26 protein-coding genes are annotated in these 25,532 nt (G+C 28.3%); 25 read left to right on the forward strand and 1 reads right to left on the reverse strand.

The annotated features are described in order from the left end of the window. The first annotated feature begins 8 nt into the window (after positions 1 to 8). The 8 genes from hprK to BN3265_RS04175 all read left to right on the forward strand — a co-directional run bounded on the left by hprK (position 9) and on the right by BN3265_RS04175 (position 10,201). Positions 9 to 941, forward strand: a complete 933-nt coding sequence (gene hprK, locus BN3265_RS04140; protein WP_058990294.1) for an HPr(Ser) kinase/phosphatase — start codon at positions 9 to 11, stop codon at positions 939 to 941. Between the two features lie 103 nt (positions 942 to 1,044). Beyond that, entirely contained in the window at positions 1,045 to 4,575 is a 3,531-nt protein-coding gene (gene nifJ, locus BN3265_RS04145; RefSeq protein ID WP_058990295.1) for a pyruvate:ferredoxin (flavodoxin) oxidoreductase, read from the forward strand. 196 nt (positions 4,576 to 4,771) lie between these two features. Next, on the forward strand, positions 4,772 to 5,125 hold the full coding sequence (locus BN3265_RS04150) for an Asp23/Gls24 family envelope stress response protein (RefSeq protein WP_058990296.1): 354 nt from the start codon (positions 4,772 to 4,774) through the stop codon (positions 5,123 to 5,125). A gap of 7 nt (positions 5,126 to 5,132) precedes the next feature. Continuing rightward, positions 5,133 to 6,704, forward strand: coding sequence for a DAK2 domain-containing protein (locus tag BN3265_RS04155; RefSeq protein WP_058990297.1), 1,572 nt, complete (start codon positions 5,133 to 5,135; stop codon positions 6,702 to 6,704). A gap of 5 nt (positions 6,705 to 6,709) precedes the next feature. After that, positions 6,710 to 8,689: an ATP-dependent DNA helicase RecG gene (locus tag BN3265_RS04160; protein ID WP_058990298.1), complete on the forward strand. Its 1,980-nt coding sequence runs from the start codon at positions 6,710 to 6,712 to the stop codon at positions 8,687 to 8,689. Then, the gene (gene rsmD, locus BN3265_RS04165; RefSeq protein ID WP_058990299.1) at positions 8,689 to 9,249 is read left to right on the forward strand and encodes a 16S rRNA (guanine(966)-N(2))-methyltransferase RsmD; all 561 of its coding nucleotides are present in this window, start codon (positions 8,689 to 8,691) and stop codon (positions 9,247 to 9,249) included. The genes BN3265_RS04160 and rsmD overlap by 1 nt, the downstream gene beginning before the upstream one ends. Then, complete coding sequence (gene coaD / locus BN3265_RS04170) at positions 9,227 to 9,706, forward strand: pantetheine-phosphate adenylyltransferase (RefSeq protein ID WP_058990300.1); 480 nt, start codon at positions 9,227 to 9,229, stop codon at positions 9,704 to 9,706. Before rsmD ends, coaD begins: the two co-directional genes overlap by 23 nt. A gap of 12 nt (positions 9,707 to 9,718) precedes the next feature. After that, complete coding sequence (locus tag BN3265_RS04175) at positions 9,719 to 10,201, forward strand: ATPase (RefSeq protein WP_049690913.1); 483 nt, start codon at positions 9,719 to 9,721, stop codon at positions 10,199 to 10,201. A 9-nt stretch (positions 10,202 to 10,210) separates the two neighbouring features. Here the strand turns inward: BN3265_RS04175 and BN3265_RS04180 are convergent, their stop codons facing one another. Then, positions 10,211 to 11,386 (reverse strand): nucleotidyltransferase family protein, encoded by a 1,176-nt coding sequence (locus BN3265_RS04180; protein ID WP_058990301.1) that lies wholly within the window; start codon positions 11,384 to 11,386, stop codon positions 10,211 to 10,213. Positions 11,387 to 11,526: 140 nt separating this feature from the next. On the opposite strand from BN3265_RS04180, the gene efp reads away from it, so the two are divergent. The 17 genes from efp (at position 11,527) to miaB (ending at position 25,530) form a co-directional block, all read left to right on the forward strand. Beyond that, positions 11,527 to 12,084, forward strand: coding sequence for an elongation factor P (gene efp / locus BN3265_RS04185; RefSeq protein ID WP_058990302.1), 558 nt, complete (start codon positions 11,527 to 11,529; stop codon positions 12,082 to 12,084). 10 nt (positions 12,085 to 12,094) lie between these two features. After that, on the forward strand, positions 12,095 to 12,406 hold the full coding sequence (locus tag BN3265_RS04190) for an Asp23/Gls24 family envelope stress response protein (protein WP_058990303.1): 312 nt from the start codon (positions 12,095 to 12,097) through the stop codon (positions 12,404 to 12,406). Continuing rightward, the gene (gene nusB / locus BN3265_RS04195; RefSeq protein WP_058990304.1) at positions 12,406 to 12,795 is read left to right on the forward strand and encodes a transcription antitermination factor NusB; all 390 of its coding nucleotides are present in this window, start codon (positions 12,406 to 12,408) and stop codon (positions 12,793 to 12,795) included. Before BN3265_RS04190 ends, nusB begins: the two co-directional genes overlap by 1 nt. After that, positions 12,796 to 13,977, forward strand: a complete 1,182-nt coding sequence (gene xseA, locus BN3265_RS04200; RefSeq protein ID WP_058990305.1) for an exodeoxyribonuclease VII large subunit — start codon at positions 12,796 to 12,798, stop codon at positions 13,975 to 13,977. Then, on the forward strand, positions 13,967 to 14,161 hold the full coding sequence (gene xseB / locus BN3265_RS04205; RefSeq protein WP_058990306.1) for an exodeoxyribonuclease VII small subunit: 195 nt from the start codon (positions 13,967 to 13,969) through the stop codon (positions 14,159 to 14,161). The genes xseA and xseB overlap by 11 nt, the downstream gene beginning before the upstream one ends. Beyond that, complete coding sequence (locus BN3265_RS04210; RefSeq protein ID WP_245191090.1) at positions 14,154 to 14,987, forward strand: polyprenyl synthetase family protein; 834 nt, start codon at positions 14,154 to 14,156, stop codon at positions 14,985 to 14,987. Before xseB ends, BN3265_RS04210 begins: the two co-directional genes overlap by 8 nt. After that, positions 14,984 to 15,436: an arginine repressor gene (locus BN3265_RS04215; protein WP_058990308.1), complete on the forward strand. Its 453-nt coding sequence runs from the start codon at positions 14,984 to 14,986 to the stop codon at positions 15,434 to 15,436. Before BN3265_RS04210 ends, BN3265_RS04215 begins: the two co-directional genes overlap by 4 nt. Beyond that, complete coding sequence (gene recN, locus BN3265_RS04220; protein WP_058990309.1) at positions 15,437 to 17,125, forward strand: DNA repair protein RecN; 1,689 nt, start codon at positions 15,437 to 15,439, stop codon at positions 17,123 to 17,125. A gap of 1 nt (position 17,126) precedes the next feature. Further along, entirely contained in the window at positions 17,127 to 17,666 is a 540-nt protein-coding gene (locus tag BN3265_RS04225; RefSeq protein WP_058990310.1) for an NUDIX hydrolase, read from the forward strand. Next, a complete protein-coding gene (locus BN3265_RS04230; RefSeq protein ID WP_058990311.1) occupies positions 17,656 to 18,369 on the forward strand; it encodes a segregation and condensation protein A in 714 nt (237 codons plus the stop codon). The genes BN3265_RS04225 and BN3265_RS04230 overlap by 11 nt, the downstream gene beginning before the upstream one ends. After that, positions 18,362 to 18,898 (forward strand): SMC-Scp complex subunit ScpB, encoded by a 537-nt coding sequence (gene scpB / locus BN3265_RS04235; RefSeq protein ID WP_058990312.1) that lies wholly within the window; start codon positions 18,362 to 18,364, stop codon positions 18,896 to 18,898. The genes BN3265_RS04230 and scpB overlap by 8 nt, the downstream gene beginning before the upstream one ends. Then, positions 18,888 to 19,583 carry a pseudouridine synthase gene (locus tag BN3265_RS04240; RefSeq protein WP_058990313.1) on the forward strand — a complete coding sequence of 232 codons (696 nt, stop codon included), beginning with the start codon at positions 18,888 to 18,890 and terminating at the stop codon, positions 19,581 to 19,583. The genes scpB and BN3265_RS04240 overlap by 11 nt, the downstream gene beginning before the upstream one ends. Positions 19,584 to 19,586: 3 nt before the next feature. Beyond that, the gene (locus BN3265_RS04245; RefSeq protein WP_058990314.1) at positions 19,587 to 20,807 is read left to right on the forward strand and encodes a BaiN/RdsA family NAD(P)/FAD-dependent oxidoreductase; all 1,221 of its coding nucleotides are present in this window, start codon (positions 19,587 to 19,589) and stop codon (positions 20,805 to 20,807) included. Then, complete coding sequence (gene cmk, locus BN3265_RS04250; protein ID WP_058990315.1) at positions 20,800 to 21,450, forward strand: (d)CMP kinase; 651 nt, start codon at positions 20,800 to 20,802, stop codon at positions 21,448 to 21,450. The genes BN3265_RS04245 and cmk overlap by 8 nt, the downstream gene beginning before the upstream one ends. Next, on the forward strand, positions 21,440 to 22,030 hold the full coding sequence (locus BN3265_RS04255; RefSeq protein WP_058990316.1) for a lysophospholipid acyltransferase family protein: 591 nt from the start codon (positions 21,440 to 21,442) through the stop codon (positions 22,028 to 22,030). The genes cmk and BN3265_RS04255 overlap by 11 nt, the downstream gene beginning before the upstream one ends. Position 22,031: 1 nt before the next feature. Then, positions 22,032 to 24,107 carry a bifunctional 4-hydroxy-3-methylbut-2-enyl diphosphate reductase/30S ribosomal protein S1 gene (locus BN3265_RS04260; RefSeq protein WP_058990317.1) on the forward strand — a complete coding sequence of 692 codons (2,076 nt, stop codon included), beginning with the start codon at positions 22,032 to 22,034 and terminating at the stop codon, positions 24,105 to 24,107. A gap of 70 nt (positions 24,108 to 24,177) precedes the next feature. After that, positions 24,178 to 25,530, forward strand: a complete 1,353-nt coding sequence (gene miaB, locus BN3265_RS04265) for a tRNA (N6-isopentenyl adenosine(37)-C2)-methylthiotransferase MiaB (RefSeq protein ID WP_058990318.1) — start codon at positions 24,178 to 24,180, stop codon at positions 25,528 to 25,530. Positions 25,531 to 25,532: the final 2 nt, after the last annotated feature.

Below are 25,532 nucleotides of genomic sequence, written 5' to 3' on the forward strand. Positions count from 1 at the left end.
AGGAAAAAATGGGAAAACAAACAAGTGTAAAATTAAAAGATGTGGTTGATATTTTGGGCCTTGAAATAGTTCATAAATCGACAGATTATGATGAAGTCATTTTGCAAAGTCCAGATATCAATAGACCAGGTCTTCAATTGACGGGATATTTGGAAGAATTTCCATATAAAAGACTTCAAATTATTGGTAGTGTTGAATACACTTACTTAACAAGTCTTGATAATAAAATGCAATATGAAAGATTTAGGGGGATTTTATCTTACAAAATGCCAGCTATTCTTTTTTCATACAACGCAAAACTTCCAAAAGATATCTTAGATTTAGCAGATTATTACGATATAACAATATTAAGATCAAAATTGCCAACAACAAAATTAACTTCAATTATTTCTCAAGAACTAGAATATATTTTTGCAGATAGGACTCAAGTTCACGGCGAATTATTGGAAGTTTTTGGTGTAGGAGTTTTAATACTTGGAGAAAGTTCTGTTGGTAAAAGTGAAACAGCACTAGACCTTGTAAACAGAGGACACAGGCTAGTTGCAGATGATGTGGTAGAAATGGCAGCTTATGACAATAAAGTTGTAGGACAAGCGCCAGAAAACATTAGGCACTATACTGAGATCAGAGGACTTGGAATTGTTGATGTAAGAAGATTATATGGAACAGGATCTGTAAAAGTTTCAACAGAAATTGATTTGGTAATAGAACTTGAACATTGGAGAGAAGATTACGAATATGATAGACTTGGACTTGATGATCATTTTACAGAAATTCTAAATGTAGAAATTCCAAAAATACTAATTCCAGTTAGGGCTGGAAGAAATTTAGCGATGATTATAGAAGTTGCTGCAATGAATCAAAGAGAAAAATCAATGGGCTATAATGCAGCAAAAGTTATGACTGATAATTTATTTAAAGATTCTAGCAATGATAATTAGCTTGTGAAAATATTTGATATTTACTTGACTAATGACAAGATAATGATTATACTTAAAATAGTGTTAACGATAATTGATTCATATAATTTTTAGGAGGTCTTAGATGACAATTAATAGAGCTATGAAGACTATGGATGGTAATACTGCAGCTGCTCACGTATCTTATGCGTTTACAGATGTAGCAACAATCTATCCTATTACACCTTCATCACCAATGCCAGAAGCAGTAGATGTTTGGGCAGCAAACGGTAGAAAAAACGTATTTGGTAGACCAGTTCAAGTAAAAGAAATGCAATCAGAAGCTGGTGCAGCAGGAGCAGTTCACGGTGCACTTGCAGCAGGAGCACTTACTACTACATACACAGCAAGTCAAGGATTATTATTAATGATTCCTAATATGTATAAGATTGCTGGAGAAAGATTACCAGGTGTTTTCCATGTTGCAGCTAGAACTTTAGCAACTCACGCACTTTCAATTTATGGTGACCATTCTGATGTTATGGCAGCAAGACAAACAGGATTTGCTATGCTATGCTCAGGATCAGTTCAACAAGTAATGGACTTGGCACCAGTAGCTCACTTAGCAGCTATTGAAGGAAGAATTCCATTCTGCCATTTCTTTGATGGATTTAGAACAAGTCACGAAATTCAAAAAATTCAAGTTTGGGATTATGATACATTAGCTCCATTGGTAGATTATGAAGCAGTAGATGCTTTCAAAAATGAATCATTAAACCCAGAAAGACCAAAAACTATTGGTACAGCTGAAAAGAATATTTTCTTCCAAAGAATGGAAGCTTCAAACCCAGCTTATACAAATATAGTTGGTATAACAGAAAACTACATGAACAAAATTAATGAATTAATCGGTACAAATTACGGATTATTCAATTACTATGGTGCCGATGATGCAGAAGAAATCATAATAGCTATGGGTTCAGTTTGCCAAGCAGCTGAAGAAGCAATTGATAAATTAGTAGAAGATGGTAAAAAAGTAGGTATGGTTGAAGTTCACTTATTCAGACCATTCTCAAAAGACCACTTACTAAAAGCTATACCAAAAACAGTTAAGAAAATTGCTGTTTTAGATAGAACAAAAGAAAAAGGTTCAATTGGAGAACCATTACTATTAGATGTTAAATCAGCTTACTATGATATTGAAGATAAACCACAAATAATTGGTGGTAGATATGGTCTTTCATCAAAAGATACAATACCTGCAGATATTGAAGCAGTATTTAAAAATCTTGAAGGAGAAATGAAAGATGACTTTACAATCTCTATAGTTGATGATTTAACACACAAATCTCTTGATAGAACTGATTTAAGAATCAGACAAGAAGGAACAAGTAGATGTAAATTCTGGGGATTCGGATCTGACGGAACTGTAGGAGCTAATAAACAAGCAATCAAAATCATCGGTGACAATACAGACATGTATGCTCAAGGATATTTTGACTACGATTCTAAAAAATCTGGTGGACTTACAGTATCTCACTTAAGATTTGGAAAAAACCCAATTAGATCAACATACCTATTAGATGAAGCTGACTTCATTTCATGTTCAAAACCTGCTTATGTTAATCAATATGATTTATTAGATGGACTAAAAGATGGTGGAACTTTCTTATTAAACTGTCCATGGTCAGAAGAAGATTTAGAAGAACATTTACCAGCAAAAATGAAAAAATATATTGCTGAACACAATATTGATTTCAATATAATTGATGCATCACATATTGCTGAAAATATTGGACTTGGTTCAAGAACAAATATGATTATGCAATCAGCATTCTTCAACCTTGCAAATGTAATTCCAATAGATCAAGCAGTTAAATTCTTAAAAGATTCTATAGTTAAAGCATATGGTCACAAAGGTGATGATATAGTAAACATGAACTACAAAGCAGTTGATAAAGGAATTGACGCAGTAGTTAAAGTAAATGTTCCAGAATCTTGGAAAGATGCAAAAGATGAAGTTAAAGAAGAAAAAGAACTTCCAGAATTCATCAAAAACATTGTTAAACCAATGATTGAACAAAAAGAAGATGATCTTCCAGTTTCAGTATTTAAAGATAGAACAAATGGAGACTTTGAACCAGGTACAACTCAATACGAAAAAAGAGGAATTGCTCTTAACGTACCAGAATGGCAAATTGACAATTGTATCCAATGTAACCAATGTTCATATGTTTGTCCACACGCTGTAATTAGACCTTTCTTAGTAACAGAAGAAGAAAAAGCTAATGCACCAGAAGGATTTGAAACAAAGAAAGCTATTGGTAAGGGAATGGATGGATATGATTTTAGAATCCAAATTTCACCACTTGATTGTACAGGTTGTGGAAACTGCGCTGATGTATGTCCAGCTCCAAAGAAAGCTCTTCTAATGAAACCTTTCGAAGAAGAAGTTGAAAAAGAAAAAGACAATTGGGAATACGCACACGAAAAAGTTGGATACAAAGAAGACGTTATGGATCCAATGACATTAAAAGGATCTCAATTCAAACAACCATTACTTGAGTTCTCAGGAGCTTGTGCAGGCTGTGGAGAAACACCATATGCTAAACTTGTTACTCAATTATTTGGTGACAGAATGTATATAGCTAACGCTACAGGATGTTCATCAATTTGGGGAGCTTCAGCACCAGCAACACCTTATACAACAAATGCTTGTGGACAAGGTCCAGCTTGGGGTAACTCATTATTTGAAGATGCAGCTGAATACGGATATGGTATGAAGCTTGCAGCTGATTCAAACAAATTACTTCTTGAAACTTACATGAATGAATTTAACGAACTTGAATCAGATTCTGAATTAAGCGAAGCATTTAAAGCATGGTTAGAAGGAAAAGAAGATGTTAAAGCATCTAAAGAAGCTACAGCAAAAATCCTTAACCTTGAAGATAAAGCTAAATCTGTAAGTGATGAAAAAGCTAAAGATTTACTTCATAAAATTTATACACTAAAAGATTATATGATCAAAAAATCAGTTTGGATCTTCGGTGGAGACGGATGGAGCTATGATATTGGATTTGGTGGAGTTGACCACGTACTTGCAAGTGGAGAAAACATCAATATCTTAGTATTTGATACAGAAGTTTATTCAAATACAGGTGGACAATCATCTAAAGCTACACCACTATCAGCAGTAGCACAATTTGCTGCATCTGGTAAAAAGGTTAGAAAGAAAGACCTTGGTCTAATGATGACTTCATACGGATATGTTTATGTAGCACAAGTTGCTATGGGAGCAAACCATAACCAAACAATCAAAGCTATGAAGGAAGCTGAAAGCTATGATGGACCATCTCTAATCATCTGCTACGCACCATGTATCAACCACGGTATCAGAATTGGTATGGGTAAATCTCAATTTAGAGAAAAACAAGCTGTTGATGCAGGTTACTGGCACTTATGGAGATTCGATCCAAGACTTGCTGATGAAGGAAAGAATCCATTCCAATTAGATTCTAAAGAACCTAAAGAATCATTCCAAGAATTTATCCAAGGAGAAGTTAGATACTCTTCACTTAAGAGATCATTCCCTGAAACAGCTGACCAATTATATCAAGAAGCAGAAAAAGCTGCTAAAGATAGATATGAAACATATAAGAGATTAGCTGGTAAATAAGATAAATTAAATAAAAATCAAAAAGGATGACTTAGCTCATCCTTTTTTTGTGCGGAAATTTAAAATGAAAAATTGGTTTTTGTTTTAAATTTATTATTTGGAAATTTTAAAATTCAATGAAAATTTTTACTAAATTATAATAATTTCTTATTTGTGGTATAATATTTTATATATTAAAACTAAAATGGAGGAGTTTATGGCAATTAAGTATAAAAACAATTACGGTAAAGTTAGTATTTCAGAAACAGTAATTGCAAATATTGCTGCAGCTTCTGTAATGGAATCCTACGGGGTTGTAGGTCTTGCCAGCAGAAGCACTAAAGATGGATTATATAAACTTTTAGGCATAGAAAATATGAACAGAGGCGTAAAAGTTGTTAGGAATATAGATGGATCTGTAACAATAGATATATCATTATTTTTAAATTATGGTGTAAGAATAGCGGTTGTGTGCCAAAATATTATTGAAAATGTTAAATATAATGTAGAACATTCTCTTAATGTTGGTGTATCAAATGTAAATATTTTAGTTCAAGGAATAAGAAGTTAGGAGAATTATGAAGAAAATCGATAGTAACAAGTTCAAAACTTTAATAATTAAAGCTTTTGAACTTCTTAATGAAAAAAGGGATGTTGTCGATAGTTTAAATGTATTCCCTGTTCCTGATGGTGACACAGGTACTAACATGACTATGACAATGAAATCTGGTGTAGAAAGAGTAAAGGAAATTGAATCATCATCTTGCTATGATATAGCTAAAGCTTTAAGTCAAGGAACTTTGATGGGAGCTAGGGGAAACTCTGGTGTAATTTTATCCCAACTTTGTCGCGGTATGTCTAAAGCCTTGAAAGGACATGATACAATAGATGGAGAAATTATAAAAGAAATTTTTAATACTGCAAATAAAACCGCATATAAAGCTGTAATGAAGCCTACTGAAGGTACCATTTTGACTGTATCAAGACTGATGGCTGAAGAGGCTGAGAATTCTTTTGAAAATAATATTGATATTGATAAATACTTATTTAAAATTATAGGAGCAGGTGAAAAAGCACTTCTTAATACTCCAAATTTACTTCCAGTATTAAAAGAAGCTAAGGTTGTTGACTCTGGTGGACAAGGTTTGATGTTTTTGCTTGAAGGAGCTTTGAAAGCTTTAAATAGTGATATTGATATTGAAACTGACCTATCAGAAATTGAAATTGAGGATTTGCCATCAAAGGATTATAATGTTGACTTATCTATTAGCATTGGAGAAGATGAAAAAGATGAATTGGTTGAGAAATTAAATGAATTATCTACTTCTTTGTCTGAATCTTTTGACAATGGAATTTTAAATCTTTCTTTTGATTGTGATAGTATTAAAGATTTATTAGAAAAAGTTTCTTCATATGGACAAGTTTTAACTATGAATGTTGAAAATACAAATCCTGATGTTTTAAATGATATTAAAATCAACAAAAAGCCTGCTAAAAAATATGGTTTTATAGCTGTTTCTAGGGGAGAAGGCTATGATAAAGTATTTGAAAGTTTAAATATTGATAAGATTATAGCTGGTGGGCAAACAATGAACCCTTCAACTGAAGATATTTATAAAGCTATTGAAAAAGTTGATAGTGAGAATGTAATAATTTTTCCAAATAACAAAAATATCATAATGAGTGCTAAACAAGCTTGTGATTTATCTGATAAGACTTGTAGGGTTGTTGAAACAAGGTCTATTCCTGAGTCCTTTTCTGCACTCTTATCTTTTGATGAAGATGAGTCATTAGATGAAAATATGGAAAATTTCAATGATGCTATTGAAGATGTTAGAATTTGTGAAGTTACTATAGCTGTTAGAGACACTAATGTTAATAATATAGAAATTAAAAAAGATGAATTTATAGGTATAGTTGACAACAATATTGTAACTAGCAAAAAAACTATCGAAAAAACCGCAAGGGAAGCTTTAGAAAAAGCTGTAGATTCTGATACATCTTTAATTACTATTTATTATGGTGAGGATATAGAAGATAAAGAGGCAAAAAAACTTCAAAAATTTGTTCAAAAGAAATTCAAAGACTGTGATGTTGAATTAATTTACGGTGGACAACCTTTATATTATTATACAATTACCTTGGAGTAGGATAGATGGATCTTTTGGATCTTAAGGGTATAGGAAAAAAGAAAAAAGAATATTTATCTAAATTATCTATTTATAAGGTTGAAGATTTATATAATTATTATCCTAGGGAGTATGAGGATAGGTCAAAAAAATTTGACTTATCCCATGGTCTTGATGGAAATAAACACTATTATGAATGGAAAATTGAATCAAAAGTTTATACAAATTATAGTAAAAAATTTTCTATTTCTTATCTTTATGCTAGCGAAAATGATAAAAGGATAAAAATAGTATTTTTTAACGATAAATTTTCGCCAAGATCCTTAAAAATTGGAAAAACATATAAATTTTATACAAAGATCGTAAAAAATGGTTATGAATTTGAGTGTCATAATCCAGAGTTTTCAAGTCTTGAGGATAATAGAATTGGAAATATAGTTCCAATTTATCCTTTAACAAAGTCAATAAATAATAAAAATTTATCAGATTTTATTGGTCAGGCCTTAGATAGTTTTAATCAAGAAGAAGTTTTACTAGATAAAAAAGTTCTTGATCAATTTGGTTTTTCTGATAAACTTACAAATCTTAGAGAAATTCATTTTCCAACTAGTATAGAAAAATTAAAAAAAGCTAAGAGTCAAATAAAAATTATTGATTTTTTGAAGGAATTGATTTTTATATATATAATGCAAAAAGAAAATTCCTACCAAGATTTAAAATTAGATTTTGATTTGGATATTATTTTAAATAGGCTTGATTTTAAATTGACTCCTAGTCAATATAAGGCTTTGATAGATATTTTAGAAGATTCTACTAGCAATTCAATTATGAATAGGCTTTTGTGTGGAGATGTAGGGAGTGGAAAAACAATAGTAGCCTTGATTGCTATGATTATTTTTTCTATAAATTCCTATCAAACTTGCATGATGGTGCCTACAGAAGTTTTGGCTATTCAACAATATGAAAAGAATAAAAAACTTATTGAAAGTTTTGGTTTAAAAGTTTGTCTTTTGACCTCATCTGTAAAAAATAAGGTTGAAATTAAAGAAAAAATTAAAAAAGGGGAAGTTGATATAGTTATTGGAACCCACGCCCTTATTGTTGAAGATTTAGAATTTAAAAATTTGAAGCTAATAGTTGCTGATGAGCAGCATAGATTTGGAGTTAGACAAAGACAGGCCTTATATGAAAAGGGAAATGATGCAAACTATCTAACAATGACAGCTACTCCAATTCCAAGGACACTTTTTTTGAAGATGAAAAAGCTCTTAGACTTATCTCAAATTACAGAACTTCCAAAAGGAAGAGGAGAAATTATAACAGAGCTTGTTCTTTTATCTATGGAAGCTAGTTTATTTTTAAAAATCAATAATTTTATCGAAAAGGGCAGACAAATTTATGTCGTGAGTGATTCTATTGATAGTGATGATGAAAATAGCCTAGAAAACTTATACAAACGCTATAAGAAAAATTTTAAAAATGCTCGTATTGAAAAACTTCATGGAAAACTCAAAGCTGATCAAAAAGAGAAAATTTTAAAGGATTTTTCAGATGGTAAAATTGATATTTTAATTTCTACGACTGTAATTGAAGTTGGAATAGATGTATCTAATGCAAATTGTATGATAATTTACAATGCTAATAATTTTGGTTTATCATCTCTTCACCAACTTAGGGGAAGAATTGGTAGGGGAGAACACAAATCCTATTGTTATTTGATAAGCAAAAAAATTGATGAAAGATCTAAGCTAAATATTATTAAAAATTCAAATGATGGTTTTGAAATTGCAAAAAAAGATTTAAAATTAAGGGGAGCAGGTAAAATTTTATCTACAATCCAACACGGGAAAAATCTTGATGATTTAAATTATTTAAATCTAAAAGAAGATGAAATTGATCTTTGTTTTAAAATTTTTACTTATTTAAAAAATAACAATTTTGATGGAGTAAACTTTACTTACTTGGAAAAATATTTTAATATAGATAAGAGGATAGTATTAAATTAATGAGAGTAGTAGCTGGAAAATATAAGGGATTTAATTTAAAGTCACCAAAATCAAATAATTCAAGACCAACAGATAACAAGGTCAAGGAAGCTGTAATGGCTATGCTTTATCCTTTTAAAAAAGATTTTACAGTTCTTGATTTGTTTTCATGTACTGGACAAATGGGGTTTGAATTTTTATCTCATGGGGCAAAGGAAGTTGTTTTTGGTGAATTAAATAATTCTAATTATAGGATACTCAAAGAAAATATTGAGAAGATAAAAAGTGAAAATGCTAAATGTATAAGAGGGGATTTTAGAAAAGTTTTAGAAATTTTAAAAAATGATAATAAAACTTTTGACTACATATATTTGGATCCTCCTTACAAAGAAGATTATTTGAAAATTAGTCTAGAAACTATATTAGCCTACCATTTGTTGAATAAAAATGGTATAATAATAAGCGAATCAGATAGGGATATTGATTTTTCTCATATGACTAATTTGAATTTAATTAAAGAAAAAAAATATGGAAGGAAAATCATAAAAATTTATTGCTATGAAAGTGATATATCCAGGTAGCTTTGATCCTATTACAATCGGACATTTAGATATAATTAAAAGATTAAATGATATGTTTGATGAGGTAGTCATTGCTATATTGATAAATGAAGCCAAGCACTCTCTTTTCTCAATTAAAGAGAGAAAACAATTAATAGAAAAAGATATTGAAGAATATAAATTAGAAAATGTAAAAGTAAAAACATTTGAAGGTTTATTGGTCGATTTTGCGAAAAAAGAAAATTCAAAAATAATAGTTAGGGGAATTAGGGCTATTGCAGATTATGAGTATGAGATGAATATTGCTCAATTCAATACTAATCTTTACCCAGGTCTTGAAACTATATTTTTACTTTCTGACCCAAAATTCTCGTTTATAAGTTCAAGCGGAGTAAGAGAGCTAGCTAGTTTTGGTGGAGATGTATCTAAATTTGTATCAAAAAATGTAAAAAAAGCTATATATGAAAAAATAATCTAGGAGGAAAAAATAATGGCAAATATTAATGAACTTATTGATGAAATTGAAGATATAATGGACAATGCTAGTTCAGTACCATTTTCAAGAAAAGTTTCTGTAGATCCAGACGAAATTTTTGAAATAGTTAGGGACATGAGAGATTCTCTACCAACAGAAATTAAAAATGCTCAATGGATTAACGATGAAAAAGAAAGAATTCTTCAAGAAGCAGATAACGAAGCAAGATCTAAAGTTGAAAATGCAAATAATGAAATTAAAAATTTCAAAGAACAAGCAAAAAGTCAATATCAAAGAATGATTTCAGAACATCAAATAACAGCCCAAGCAAGACAAGAAGCTCAAAGAATTCTTGAAGAGGCAAACCAAGAGGCTAATAAAATTAAACAACAATCTTACCAATACATTGACCAATTATTTACAAAATCAAGTGAAAACTTCAACCAATTGGCTCAATCATTGGAAAAAAATAAACAACATATATTAAATCAAAAATAAAAAAATCCTCTAGCTTGAGGATTTTTTTATTGAAATTTTTTGCTTGTAATCGTAATCAAAGTCTCTGCCTAAAACTTGTGAATATAGGTTAGAGGCTTTGATAATTTGCTTATAAATTATTTTATTGTCCTCATCTAATTTTTCTGTATCTTTTTTTTGAATTATAATATCAAGGTCAGTTTCTTTAAATAAGGCTAAGGCTTTTTCGTTAAAGGCAAGCACTTTTATGAAATTAATATCAATTTCATTTAAAAAAATTTTATTGTCTAGTAAATAATTTATCATAAGTCTTTTTATTCTTGAACTTGTAAATCTTTGACTTGAAGAATTCTTAATGAAATCTTCATAAGATTTATTTTCTCTAACCATTTTTATTAAATAATTATCCATTCCTTCCTCAAAACACAAAATATCTGTCATATCTCTTTCTTCTATTAAAATTTTGTAAGAAAAAAGATTATACAAATAATTATTATTAGGAAAAAAAGAATATTGGTTTTTAAATTCATTGATAAATTTGTAGGAAATTTCTGGCAAGTACTCTTTTATTTTTAAATCATTTATATTATTTCTAATAGAGCTTGATGATGCAAAAAAATCAGCCTTCAAGCTTTTATCCTTGTTCATAGATTTTTGTCTTTTTATGGGAAGGGGCTTAATATTTGAATTTAAATTTTTAATTGCCCTAAAATATTCTAAGGCAAGAATATTATTAGCTGAAAAAAAATTTTTATTTTCGACATATTTAATGGATGAAAGGTAGGAGGCTTTTGCATAGGACATTCCTTGTTTTAGATAATTTTTTATATCCTTATTTATCTCATCTTTATTATCAAATAAATTTTCACAAGTTTTAAAAAAATCTTTCTCATTTATATTTTCAATTCCAAATCCAAGATAATCAACTTTTAATTTGTTTAAAATTTCTATATTTTTTTGGGCAAATAAATTTGCAGACTGTAAAGAAATGAATGAAGGCATTTCTATTACAAGATCTGCTGAAATCATGGCTGAATTTGCCCTTTTATATTTATCAATAAGACTGATTTCACCTCTTTGAACAAAGTCTCCACTCATTATAGAAATTACTAAATTTGCATTTGTAATTTCTCTTGCTTTTTTTTGTATAAAATTGTGGCCGTTGTGAAACGGATTGTATTCTGATATTATTGCTAATTTTTTCATAATAACTCCTTTATTTATTATATCAAATAGAAAAAAATATAGTGAAAAAATATTTCTATTTATTACATAATTTTACATTTAAATTTAAAAAAGCTAATAATAGTGGTATAATATTATAAAAAGACCGATTAGGAGGATATATGATTTCAGCAAATGATTTAAGAAAAGGAATAACTTTTGAATATGATGGGGACGTTTATCAAGTAATTGATTTCCAACACGTAAAACCAGGTAAGGGTGCAGCTTTTGTTAGGGCAAAAATAAAATCTGTAATGCAAGGTGGAAATAAGGATGTAACTTTTAACCCAAATGAAAAGTTTGAACAAGCTATAATTTCTACAAAAGAAATGCAATACTTATACAATGATGGACAATTGTATTATTTCATGGATCCAGAAACTTTTGAACAAATTCCTGTAGATAAGGATGCAGTTTCTGAAGCAATTCCTTATATAAAAGAAAATGATACAGCTACAATGAGATTTTATAAGAACAAACCATTTTCTATTGAAGCACCAAATTTTGTAGAGCTTGAAGTTATTAAAACTGAACCAGCAATAAAGGGTGATACAGCAACGAATGTAACAAAACCTGCAGAAGTTGAAACAGGAGCAATTATAAATGTACCAGTTTTTGTAAATGAGGGAGATGTTATAAAAATTGATACAAGAAAAGGGGAATATTTATCCAGAGTATAAAGGAGAAAGAATGACAAGAAGTTTTAAATTTGGAAGTGTTAAAATTGCAAATGAAACAATTGAAGCTATAGCAAACAAAGCTTCTCTTGAAATAAATGGTGTAATTGAAACAAATACAAAATCCAATAAAGAAGCTAAAAATACAAAAATATCTGTAATGGATGGTTTTGTAATTATTGACTTAAATCTTGTGCTTAATGCAGATGTAAATGTAAGAAAAACTATTAAAAATGTTCAAGAAAATGTAAAAAGACAAGTTGAAACTATGACTGGCTTAAAAGTAAAAAGAGTCAATGTCGAAGTTAATAGTTTAGTATTATAATGAATAGAAAAAAGCAAAGAGATTGGGCATTCAAATTAATTTTTGAAGACCAAATTAAAAATATTGAAGATATCGACCAAGCCCTTATTAATCATGAAATAGATTTAGGTAAAGATTCATTTTTATATGAATCTTTAAAAGCCTATGTGGAAAATTTTGAAAAACTAGAAAAAATAATTACGGGTCAAATAGGATCAAGTGGACTAAAAAGACTTTCAAAAGTTGATAGGGCAATTTTATTTTTGAGTGTAAATGAATTTGAAAATTTGGAAATTCCAGTAAGTGTATCTATCAATGAAGCTGTAAATATAGCAAAAGAATATTCTACAAGCGATGGTTATAAGTTTATAAACAGTGTATTAGGAAAAATTGCAGAAAAGAGAAAATAATTGAAATCTTTAAGTGTAAAACAGCTTAATCAATATATAAAAACTTCCTTTAAACACGATCCCTTATTTCAAAATATAAGTATTAAAGGTGAAATAGCCAATTACAAAATTTCTCACAATCACATATATTTTTCACTAAAAGAAGATAATGAAATTATTGATTGTGTAATTTATTATTATGAAGATAAAAATTTAGACCAATACAATAATGGAGACGAAGTTGTTGTTGATGGAAATCTTATATACAACAGCTTTTTTTCTAAGATTTCTATATCAGTAAAAAATATAGAAAATAAGGGACTGTCAGAAGATTATATTAAATTTTTAAAGCTAAAGGAAGACTTTTATAAAAAAGGTTATTTTGATGAAAGTATAAAGAAAGTTATATGCGATTATCCTAAAAATATTGGACTTATAACATCAGACAAATCAGCTGCCATAGTTGATTTTCTTTCAGTTATAAACAAAGAAATATCTGACATAAACATATTTTTGTATCCAGTTAAAGTTCAAGGATTAAGTGCAAAAGATGAAATAATTAATGCCATAGATATTCTTGATAAAAAAAATCTGGATGCAATTGTCCTAACCCGTGGTGGTGGGAGCAAGGAAGATTTGAAAGTTTTTAATGAAAAAGATCTTGTAGAAAAAATTTATCATGCCAAAAGTCCAATAATTTCTGCCATAGGCCACAAAATTGACTTGTCTTTGACAGACTTAGTAAGTGATTTATCTTTACAAACACCGACAGAGGCAGGCTCATTTTTGGTTAGAAATTACAAAAAAATTAGGGATCAAATAAATAAAATTTTTATAGATATAAAAAAGACCCTAGATAGAAATATTGAAATTAAAGAATTAAAGCTTAAAAATATGAAAGTAAAGCTTAACTCCTATAGCCTTGATAATTTATTAGATTATAAGGCTAAAAGTCTAGATAATATTTTTGAAAAAATAAAAAATAATATCGAAAACAATATAGGAGAAAAAGAAAAAAATCTTTCGATATTGGGCTTAAAACTTGATTCTTTGAAATCTATTTTGGATATTAGAAAAAAAAGTATTTTTGTTAAGGACATGGATGAAAAATTTATTTATTCTAAATATTCTTTAAAAAATGAGGATAAGGTAAAAATAATATTTGCAGATGGAGAAGTGAAAGCTGAGATTTATGATGGATAATACTTTTGAAGAAAATTACAAAAAAATGGAATCTTTGCTCAAAGATTTAGAAGATAATAAGGATAATATTGATAAAAGCCTTGAAATTTACAAAGAGGCCAAAGAAATTTATGATAAACTAAATAAAAAAATCAATGATTATAAGGCGAAGGTTGAAATAATTAATAATGACGAAAATGAATAAAGAAATATTTGATGAAATTTTAATAAATGATAAAAATCTTATCGACAAGGCAATGGCAAAAAAATTTGAGGATGATAATCCTTTAAAAGAAGCCTTGATTTATGCAAGTGATTCAGGAAAAAGAATTAGACCTATTGTATTTTTAGAAACTGTAAAAATGCTTTTGGGAAAAGAGGCAATTGATGAAAAAATAATTGATCTTGCCCTATCACTTGAAATGGTACATGCATATTCTTTGGTTCACGATGATATGCCTTGTATGGATAATGATGATTACAGGAGAGGAAAGCTTACAGTTCATAAAAAATTTGGAGAAGATTTAGCAGTTTTAGTAGGAGATAGTCTACTTACTTTCGCTTTTGAAAATGTCCTAGATTTGAGTATATATGACCAACGTTTTCTTTTGCCTGGAAAATATTTGGCAAAGGCTTGTGGTAAAGAAGGAATGATAAAGGGGCAAGTTTTTGATATAAAAGCTTGTAAAAATGTAGATTTATCCTACGTTTTAGACGTATATAAAAACAAAACTGCTAGACTTTTTATGGCAGCTTTGGTAATGGCAGGTCTTTATGCGAAAGCTAGTGATGAGAAAATCAAAAAACTTGAAGACTATGCTTATTATTTGGGACTTTCTTTTCAATTACAAGATGATATTTTGGACAAATATGATGAAATTGAATTAAATATTTTATCCTGTATTTCTATGGATGAGGCAAAAAAATTACTGTTAGACTTTAATAAAAAAGCAAAAGAAAATATTAAAGACTTTAAGGACAATGATTTTCATATTTATTTAATTGATTATTTAACAGAGAGGATTAAATGAAAAAGTATACTAGACAAAGACTTATTTTAGATATTATTCAAAATAATGAAGTAAAAACACAGAGTCAACTTTCAAACTTATTAAAAGCTCAAGGAGTAGATGCAACCCAAGCTACCATATCTAGAGATATAAAGGAGCTTAGAATTTCAAAAGTACAAACTGATGATTACGATTATAAATATACTGTAATTGATACAGTTTATGATTCTTTAAATGAAAGAATGGAAAAGATATTTAAGGAATCTGTTCTTTCTGTAGAAAGGTCTTACCAATTAGTTGTAATAAAAACTATTTCTTATACTGCAACTGTTTGTGGTCTATTTATTACAAATGCAAAACTTGAAAATATTGGTGGAATTGTAACAGGTCTTGATACAATATTTATAACACCAAAAAATATTGACGAAATTGACGATTTAATTGAAACTTTAAGAAGTATGGTGAAGTAAGTGTTAGCTGAGTTATTTATTAATAACCTAGTAATTATTAAAAGAGATCATTTGTTTTTTGATAGCGGATTTAATGTTTTGTCTGGAGAAACTGGTTCTGGTAAAAGTTTGATACTTGAAGCTATAAATATAGTTTTGGGAAAAAGAGCTAACAAGGATATAATTGGAAAATTTGATGATAAAACAATTATTGAAGCAGTTTTTGACCTAGATAATGAAACCATAAAAAAATTAGAAAGCAAAGATATAACTTTTGATGATAATAAGCTAATAATTACAAGAACCATAGACCAACAATCATCATCCATTAGAATTAATGGAAGAGTTACAAATCTTTCTTTGGTTAAGGAAATTTCAGTTTTACTTATAGATATTTATAAGCAAGGTGATTCAAATATATTTATGGATAAGGATAACTACCTAGATATAATTGATGCCTACAAAAAAAATGACAATGATATTAAGTTGAAAAATGAAATTAGTAAATTATATAAGGAAAAAAACAATTTACTAAAAAAATTTGAAAATTTCAATTTGAGTGACGAAGAAGTTTTAAGGGAAAAAGAGCTAATAAATTATCAAATTGATGATATTGAACAAATTGATTTATTAAATATAAATGAAGAAGAAATAGACCAAGAATATAAGAAATTAAATTCTATTACTGAGCTTAGGGAAAGTATAGAAAAAAGTGAAGAATTAATTTCTTCATTTGACTATGACCAAGTAAGTATAAGCTCTCTTCTTGCGAATCTTTCCTCAAATCTATCAGAATTTTCTGGAATTGATAAGAGTATAGAAGAAGTTAATGATAAAATTTATACTCTAATTGATTTGGCAAATGAAGTTTATTCTGAGCTTGATTCTTATAAGGAAAATCTTGATCAAAATCCTGAAAGACTTTATGAACTTGAGATGATAAATCAAAAACTTTTTGATTTGAAAAGAAAATATGGTAATAATATAGAAGATATTTTAAAATATTACGATAAAATTTCTTTAAGACTTAAAGAATTAGAAAAAATTTCAGATTTTAAGAAAAATATCGACAAAGATATTAGAGAAATTGATAAAAAATTAGAAGAAAAGTCTAAAGAACTTTCAAAAATAAGAAAAGATAAGTCGAAAAATCTAGAAAAAGAAATTAAAAGCGAAATTCAATCACTAAATATAGTAAATGGAGATTTTAAGGTTTTATTTAAGAAAAAAAATATAGATTCAAATGGAATTGATGACATAGATTTTCTAATCAAAACCAACAAGGGTGAAGATTTAAAATCCTTGTCAAAAACTGCCTCTGGTGGAGAAGTTTCTCGTATAGTTTTATCCTTTAAAAAAATATTTGCGGATTATGATAAAATTGATACCATGATATTTGATGAAATTGATCAAGGAATAAGTGGAAGAACTGCACAAATTGTTGGAGAAAAAATTCTTGATTTATCAAAAGAAAGGCAAATTCTTGCCATAAGCCATCTTCCACAAATCGCATCTCTTTCAACAAATCATATCCTAATAGAAAAATATGATGAAAAAGATTTGACCATATCTAAATCTACAAATATTAAGGGAGAAGATAGGACAAAAGAGATAGCAAGATTATTGGCAGGGGTTGATATAACTGACAAAACCATAGAATCTGCCAAAGAAATGATTGAAATGGCTAATGATTTAAGAAAAGGAAAATAATATGGATAATTATGAAAAAACGATAAAAGTGGACAATATTTATGAAGGTAAAATTCTTTCACTAAGAGTTGAAACTGTAGAAATGCCTGATAAAAAATATTCAAAAAGAGAAATAGTTGACCATATGAAGGGAGTAGGAATTATTGCTTTTGATGGCGAAGATTCTATTTATTTGGTTCGCCAATACAGAAAAGCTATAGATGAATTTACCCTAGAAATTCCAGCAGGTCTTGTTGAAGCCAATGAAAAACCAATTGACACTGCAAAAAGAGAATTGCAAGAAGAAATTGGTTATAAGCCTTTGGATATAGAATATTTATTTGATATGCATGCATCTCCAGGTTTTACAAATGACAAATTATCTTTCTTTTTGGCAAAAAATTTAGAAGAATCAAAATTAGAAGAAGATGAAGATGAATTTTTGGAAAGAAAATCATTTAAAATAGACGATATTTATAACATGGTTATAAATGGTGAAATTACAGATGCAAAAACAATTATAGCTGTAATGTATGCAAAAAGATTAATTGATGAAAAATAATAGTTTAAATATTGATTTAGAAGTTTACACAGGACCTTTTGATGTTTTGTTAAAACTTATAGAAAAACAAAAAGTAGATATTTATGACATAAAAATAGAAGATATAACAAGCCCTTATATGGAGGCTATCAATGAAATGGATATTCCTCTTGGTCAATTAAGCGAGTTTATTTATATATCTTCTATTTTGTTATATATAAAATCCAGCAAATTAATGCCAAAGGATGAGGATGATACTATAGAGGAAGATTTTATTTCTTATCTTATAGAATACAAAAAAATAAAAAGTGTAGAAGATGATTTGAAAAATTTAGAAAATGAGGCGAAATCATATTTTACAAAATACCAAGAAGACCTATCACAATATAAAAGTGAAGATGAAATAATAGCAAAAGATGTAAATATTTTAAAAAATGAATTTACAAAATTAATCAAGGCCTATAAAAATGAAAAAATAGAAAAACCTGATTTGATTAAATCAATAAAAAGACTTGATGTAAATGATTATATTAAAAAAATACGAAATACTTTGAAATTTACAAAATCAATAAGGTTAAATAAAATAACTGATGAAATAAAATCAAAATCAGCTTGTATTGGGACCTTTTTGGCCTTATTGGAGCTTGTAAGATTGAAAGAAATTTACTTAGAAGAAGAAAATACAAATGAGTTTTTAATATTAAAAAGGGAAAATGATGAATGATACTTATTTAAAAGGAATTATTGAAGAAATTTTATATATTTGGGGTGAGCCAATTGATATTAATGAACTTTCAAAAATCATTTATGACGCTGAAAAATCTGAAATAAGAAAGGCAATAAATGAAATGATGGTTGAAAGAAATGAAAATTCATCTGGTCTTATTATTAAAAATTATGAAAACAAATATCAATTTTCAACAAGGGCAAATCATGAAAAATATATTTCAAATATAGTAAAAAAATCTGAAAAAAATCTATCCAATTCTTCACTCGAAACCCTTTCAATAATAGCCTACAAACAACCAATAACTAGGGCTGAAATTGATAAAATAAGAGGAGTTAAATCTCAATCAACAATTGATTCTCTTTTGGATAAAAAATTAATAAAAGAAAATGGTAGGCTTGATAAGATTGGAAAGCCAATAATTTATGTAACAACAGATTTGTTTTTGAAATATTTTAATATTTCAAGCCTTGACCAATTGCCAAAAATTGATGAAGAAATAGCAGGTGAATTAGATGAGGATTAATAAATTTATAGCAAAAACAGGTCTTGCTTCAAGAAGAAAAAGCGAAGAATATATAAAAAATGGCCTTGTTTTTGTAAATGGAAAAAAGCTTGAAGACTTATCTTACCAGGTAAAAGATGATGATGAAGTTAAGGTAAATGGCGAAATTTTAAAAATACAAGAAAAATTTTATTATAAATTAAATAAGCCCATAGGATATATTTCATCAAATTACGATCCCCACAATAAAAAAGACTTAAATGAGTTGATTAAAATTGATGGGAGATTTTTTTGTGCAGGAAGACTTGACAAAGATAGCCACGGCCTTATGTTAATAACAAATGATGGAAATATTACCAACAAAATAATCCACCCAAGTAAGGAAATTAATAAAACATATCTGGTAAAAGTCGATAGGCTTTTATCAAAAGATCAAGAGGAAAAATTTAAAAATTCAATAAAATTATCCGAAAATGAGATAACAAGTAAGGCGAAAATATCCTTGATTAATAAAAATCAAATTTTATATAAGGTTATAATTCACCAAGGTTATAATAGGCAGGTTAGAAGAATGTTTGGGTATTTTGGGGCAAAAGTTTTGGATTTAAAAAGAATAAAAATTGGAGAAATTGAACTTGGAAATTTAAAAGATGGGGAATATAGAAAGCTTAATCAAAGAGAATTAGAATATTTAGAAAGTTTATAAATTATGGAAATAGGAATAATTGGAGCAGGAGCTAGCGGGATTTTTACTGCTATAAATGTTAAAAATGAAAAAAATAGAATCACCTTGATAGAAAAAAATGAAAAAATTGGAAAAAAATTATTTATAACTGGAAAAGGCAGGTGTAATATTACAAATGCTAAATTTTTTGATGAATTTTTAGACAATATTTTGACTAATAAGAAATTTATGTATTCATCATTTACAAATTTTGATAATTATGCTCTTATGGATTATCTTGAAAATCATGGTTTAAAACTTACAGTTCAAAGAGGAGACAGAGTTTTTCCAAAAAGTGAAAAATCTAGTGATGTGATAAAATTATTTGAAAAATTATTAGATGATAAAAAAATAGACTTAAAATTAAATGAAAATGTTCAAAAAATTAAAAAAGAGTCAAATAAATTTATTGTAGAAACAAACAAGAAAACTTATGAATTTGATAAAGTAGTAATTGCAACAGGAGGACTTTCTTACCCACTTACAGGATCAAATGGTGATGGCTATAAATTTGCTAAAGCTTTCTCCCATAAGATTATTGATCAAAAGCCAGGACTTTGTCCCATAAAAATTTCAGACCATGATTTGGATTCATTAAATGGAATATCTTTAAAAAATGTAAGTTTAAATGTAGAGTGTGAAAAGAAAAATTATAGTGAATTTGGCGAGATGCTTATAGGGAAAAATTTCATTACGGGACCTATTGTTTTAACTATGTCATCATTAATTAATAGGCAAAAGGTGAAAAATATTTATATTGACCTAAAAGCAAGTCTTGATTTTGAAAAACTCGATAATAGGTTAATAAGAGATTTTGAAAATAATTCTAACAAGGATATTGGAAATATTTTAAAAAAATTGCTTTTAAATGCCTTTGTTTATGTAATTTTAAAAAGAGCTCAAATAGACTATCACACCAAAGCAAATCAAATTACAAAAGAAGAAAGGCATAGGCTAATTGATGAAATCAAGCACTTTAATTTGAATTTTGCAGGACTTTCTCCAATTAAAAATGCAGTTATAACTTCAGGAGGAGTAGACTGCAAAGAGCTTGATCCAAAAAGTATGGAATCTAAAAAAGTTTCAGGTCTTTATTTTGTTGGAGAAGTAACTGATGTAGATTGTCTTACTGGTGGTTATAATTTACAAATAGCATTTTCACAAGCATTTGCCTGTGCAAAAGATTTAAGGAGGATTAATGAGTAATTTTATTATAGCTTTGGATGGTCCAAGCGGATCAGGAAAAAGTACAATAGCAAATATTTTGGCGAAAAAATTAAAAATTTCATACCTAAATACAGGTTCAATGTACAGGGCCCTAACCCTATATTTTTTAGAAAATGGTATAGAAAATGAAGACCAAATTGACCTTAATCTTCTTAAAAATATAAAAATAGATATAAATGGAGATAGGGTGTTTTTAAATGGAAAAGATGTAAGCGAAGAAATTAGAAATAAAATTGTAACTGAAAATGTATCTTGGGTTTCATCAATTCCCCTTGTACGTAAATATTTGGTAGATTTGCAAAGAAAAATTTCAGAAAATAAGTCTATAATTCTTGATGGACGAGATATAGGAACAGTAGTTTTTCCAAATGCAAAATATAAATTTTTCCTAGTAGCTTCAAGTGAGATTAGGGCAAAAAGGCGTTATGAACAAAATGAAATTGATAAATCTTTAGAAGAAATTCAAAAAGATATAGAAAAAAGAGACTATATAGACTCTCACAGAGAAATTTCTCCCCTAAAAAAAGCAGATGACGCTATAGAAATTGATTCATCAAACCTTACAATAGATGAAACAATAGATGAAATTTTAGAAAAAATGGATAAAGAAGATGTTTTATAGACTTATATATTCTTTTTTAAGGATAATAGCAACTCCCTTGTTTAGGATAAGGGTTCATGGGATTGAAAAAATACCTGAAAATGAAAAATTTATAGTATGTGCAAATCATAAGTCTTTGCTTGATCCAGTTTTTATAGCCCTTGCCTTAGATAGGCAAGTTCACTTTATTGCAAAAAAAGAGTTATTTGAAGTTCCAGTTTTAAAAAATATTTTAAAATTTTTAAAAGCCATACCAGCTCAAAGAGATGGAAAAGATTTATCAGTTTTAAGAGATTCAATAAAACTTATTAAATCTGGAAAAATTTTGGGAATATTTCCAGAAGGAACAAGAGTAAAAGAAATAAAAAGAGAAAACATAAAAGATGGAGCAGGATACATTGCACTTAAATCAAAAACTGATATATTAACAATAGAAATCATATCTTCTTATAAGCCATTTTTCAAAACAGACTTATATATAAAAAATCTTGTAAAAATCGAAGATTTTAAAAATTTAAAATCAAAAGAAGCTATGGAAAAAATAATGGATGAAACTTATGAGAAAATGTATGAAAATCACAAATTTTTAAGAAAGGTTTGAGATGAAAATAATAGTAGCAAAAAATTCTGGCTTTTGCAATGGAGTTAGAAGAAGTGTAGATCTTGCAAACAAAGCAAGCGAAAAAAATATAAAAACATACACACTTGGACCCTTGGTTCATAATCCTAGTCAAGTAAAAATGCTTGAAGAAAAAGGCGTTGGTGTAATTGATGAAAAAAAAGCTTTAAATTTAAAAAATTCACAAATTATTATAAGAAGTCACGGGGTAAGTGAAAAATTAAAAGAAAATCTTAGAGAAAACTCTAATGAAGTAATAGATGCAACTTGTCCAGTTCTTTTAAATATTTATAAAAAAATAAAAGAAAAAGAAAATGAAGGTTATACCATAATAATTATTGGGGATAAAGACCATCCTGAAATAAAAGCTATGGCATCTTATGTAAATAATGGTATAATAATTAAGAATGAGACTGAAGCAAAAAATATTACAAATATGTCAAAACTTTATGTTGTTAGTCAAACAACAAACAGAATTGATTTTTTTGAGAATATTGCTCATGAGTTAGAGAAGACGAATGATGATGTAGTAATAGAAAATACAATCTGCAATGCTACAAGATTAAGGCAGGAAGCATGTAAGAGCCTTTCAAAAGAAGTTGATTGTATGATTGTTGTTGGTGGTTTTAATAGTTCAAATACAAACAAGCTTTATCAAATAGCACAAAAGTATTGTAAAAATGTTAAAAGAATAGAAACTGTTAAAGATCTACCTTTGCAAAAGCTCTCAAATTTTAATATAATAGGGGTAATCGCTGGTGCGTCCACACCAGATCAGGTTATCGAGGAGGTAGTTAATAGGATGGATGATTTAACAAACGAAGAATTAATGAATAGCATTGAAGATAGTATGAAAAAAATATACCCAAGAGATGTTATTGATGGAACAATTATTGATGTGAAAGATGATGAAGTTTTTGTAGACATTCAATATCGTGCAGATGGTATTGTAAAACTTGACGAAATGAGTGAAGAACAAAGAGAAAATCCAAAAGATCACTTTGAAATAGGTCAAGAAGTTGAAGTTTACGTTATAAAACTTGATGATGGTGAAGGAAACGTAGCTTTATCTACAAGAAGAGTAGAAGGAATGAAAAACTGGAAAACTCTTAGAGAAGCTTATGAAAACGAAGAAACTGTTGAAGGTGATATAACAGGATCAAATAAAGGTGGTTTAACTGCAAAAGTTATGGGAATTAATGGATTTGTTCCTGCAAGCCAAATTGCACCATATTTTGTTAAAAACTTCAAAAAATTTGTTGGTGAACATTGGGATCTTAAAATCATTTCAATTGATGAAAGAAAAAATCGTCTAGTTTTATCAAGAAAAGATATAGTTGAAGAAAAACTTGATGAACAATGGGATGAATTAGAAGAAGGACAAGTTATAACAGGAAAAGTAGCAAGATTAACTGATTTTGGTGCTTTTATTGAAATAGGAAGCCTTGATGGATTACTTCACGTATCTGATATAGCTTGGACAAGAGTTGAACACCCAAGAGATGTACTAAACATTGGCGATGATATTGAAGTTAAAATATTAAAACTTAATAAAGAAAAAAATAGAATTTCACTTGGAAGAAAACAACTTCTTGAAAAACCATTTGCTGAATTTGCAAATGAACATGAAGTAGGCGACGTTATTACAGGTAAAGTTGTAAACTTACTTGACTTTGGTGCTTTTGTAGAAGTAAGCGAAGGTGTTGAAGGTTTAATTCACGTTTCTGAAATTTCATGGGATCACGTTGAAAAACCATCTGATGAATTAAATGTTGGTGATGAAGTAGAAGTAAAAATCTTAAGCATCGACCCAGAAGAAGAAAAAATTGGTCTTTCAATGAAAGCTTTAAAAGAAGCTCCAGAAAGAAGTGAAAGAAAACCAAGAAGAAATTTTGAAGAAAACAAAAACAGATCTAATGCTAAAGCTAAAAGAAAAGCTGAAAAGAAAGAATCAAATAATGAATTTGGTGATAACGACTTAAACAATAACATTGGATTTGCTATAGAAGAAGTATTATCAGGTATAGAAATAGAAGACGAAGATTCTACTGAAGAATAATAGCTGATAAATTACAATTACACAAAAAGAGATGGTTTAAATCATCTCTTTTTTAGCTTTAAGGAGATATATGCAATTTAAAAATAACGAAAAATATAAGAATTATTTTAAAGGGAAAAAATATAATATAACAACCTTCGGTTGCCAGATGAATGAGCATGATTCTGAAAGAATATCTTATATCCTCGAAGATTTAGGATATACTTTTACAGAAAATAGGAACCAGGCAGATTTTATTTTATTTAATACATGTCTTGTTAGAGAAAATGCAGAATTAAAACTTTATGGTCAAGTTTCTAGTTTGAAAAAATTAAAAGAAGAAAATCCAGAAAAAATTATAGCAGTTTCAGGTTGCATGATGCAAACAAGCGTTGCTAGAGAAGTTATAGAAAAAAAACATAGAGAAGTTGATATAATTTTTGGGACAAAAAATATAAATTCTCTGCCAGATCTTTTATTTAAATATTTAGAAACCGGAGAGAGAGTAATAGATGTATCTGAAGATAATGTCAAAGATGATTATGTAAACTATAACAGTAAAAATAATTTTCAAGCTTATGTAAATATTATGACAGGATGTGATAATTTCTGTTCATATTGTATAGTTCCTCAATCAAGAGGAAGAGAAGAAAGCAGAAGGCCATCTCATATTATTGAAGAAATTGAAAATTTGGTTAAAAATGGATATAAAGAAGTGACTCTTTTGGGACAAAATGTTAATTCTTATGGAAATAAGTCTGATTTTAATGTAACTTTTCCTGAACTTTTGGAAAGATGTGCAGAAATTGAAGGTCTTCAAAGATTAAGATTTACAACAAGCCATCCAAAAGATTTATCCGATGATTTAATAAGGGTAATGAAAGAAAATGACAATATATGTAATTATTTTCACCTACCTATGCAATCAGGATCTGATAAAGTTCTAAAAGATATGAATAGAAAGTATAATAAGGAACAATATTTAGAAAAAGCTAGGAAATTAAAAGAAGAAATTCCAGATATTGCAATTTCTACAGATATTATTGTGGGCTATCCTACAGAAACTGAAGAAGACTTCCAAGAAACTTTAGATGTTTGTAGAAAAGTTGGTTTTGATACAGCCTTTACCTTTAAATATTCTCCAAGACCAAAGACAAAAGCTGCAAAACTTGATCCGATTGATGATAAAATTGTTCAAGATAGGTTTGATAGATTACTGGATACCCTTTATCCAATATTTAATGAAAAAAATAAGGAATATGTTGGAAAAGTTGTTGAAGTCTTATTAGAATCTGAAAGTAAAAATAATAAAGATGTTTTGACTGGTAGAACAGATACATTTAAACTTGTTCATGTAAAAGCAGATAAGAAATTAATAGGGCAAATAGTCAAGGTAAAAATAACAGATAACACTTCATTTACAATATCAGGTCACTTAGTTTAAGA

Origin of the sequence: Anaerococcus rubeinfantis (genome assembly GCF_001487145.1) — a bacterium.
Lineage (GTDB): Bacteria > Bacillota > Clostridia > Tissierellales > Peptoniphilaceae > Anaerococcus > Anaerococcus rubeinfantis.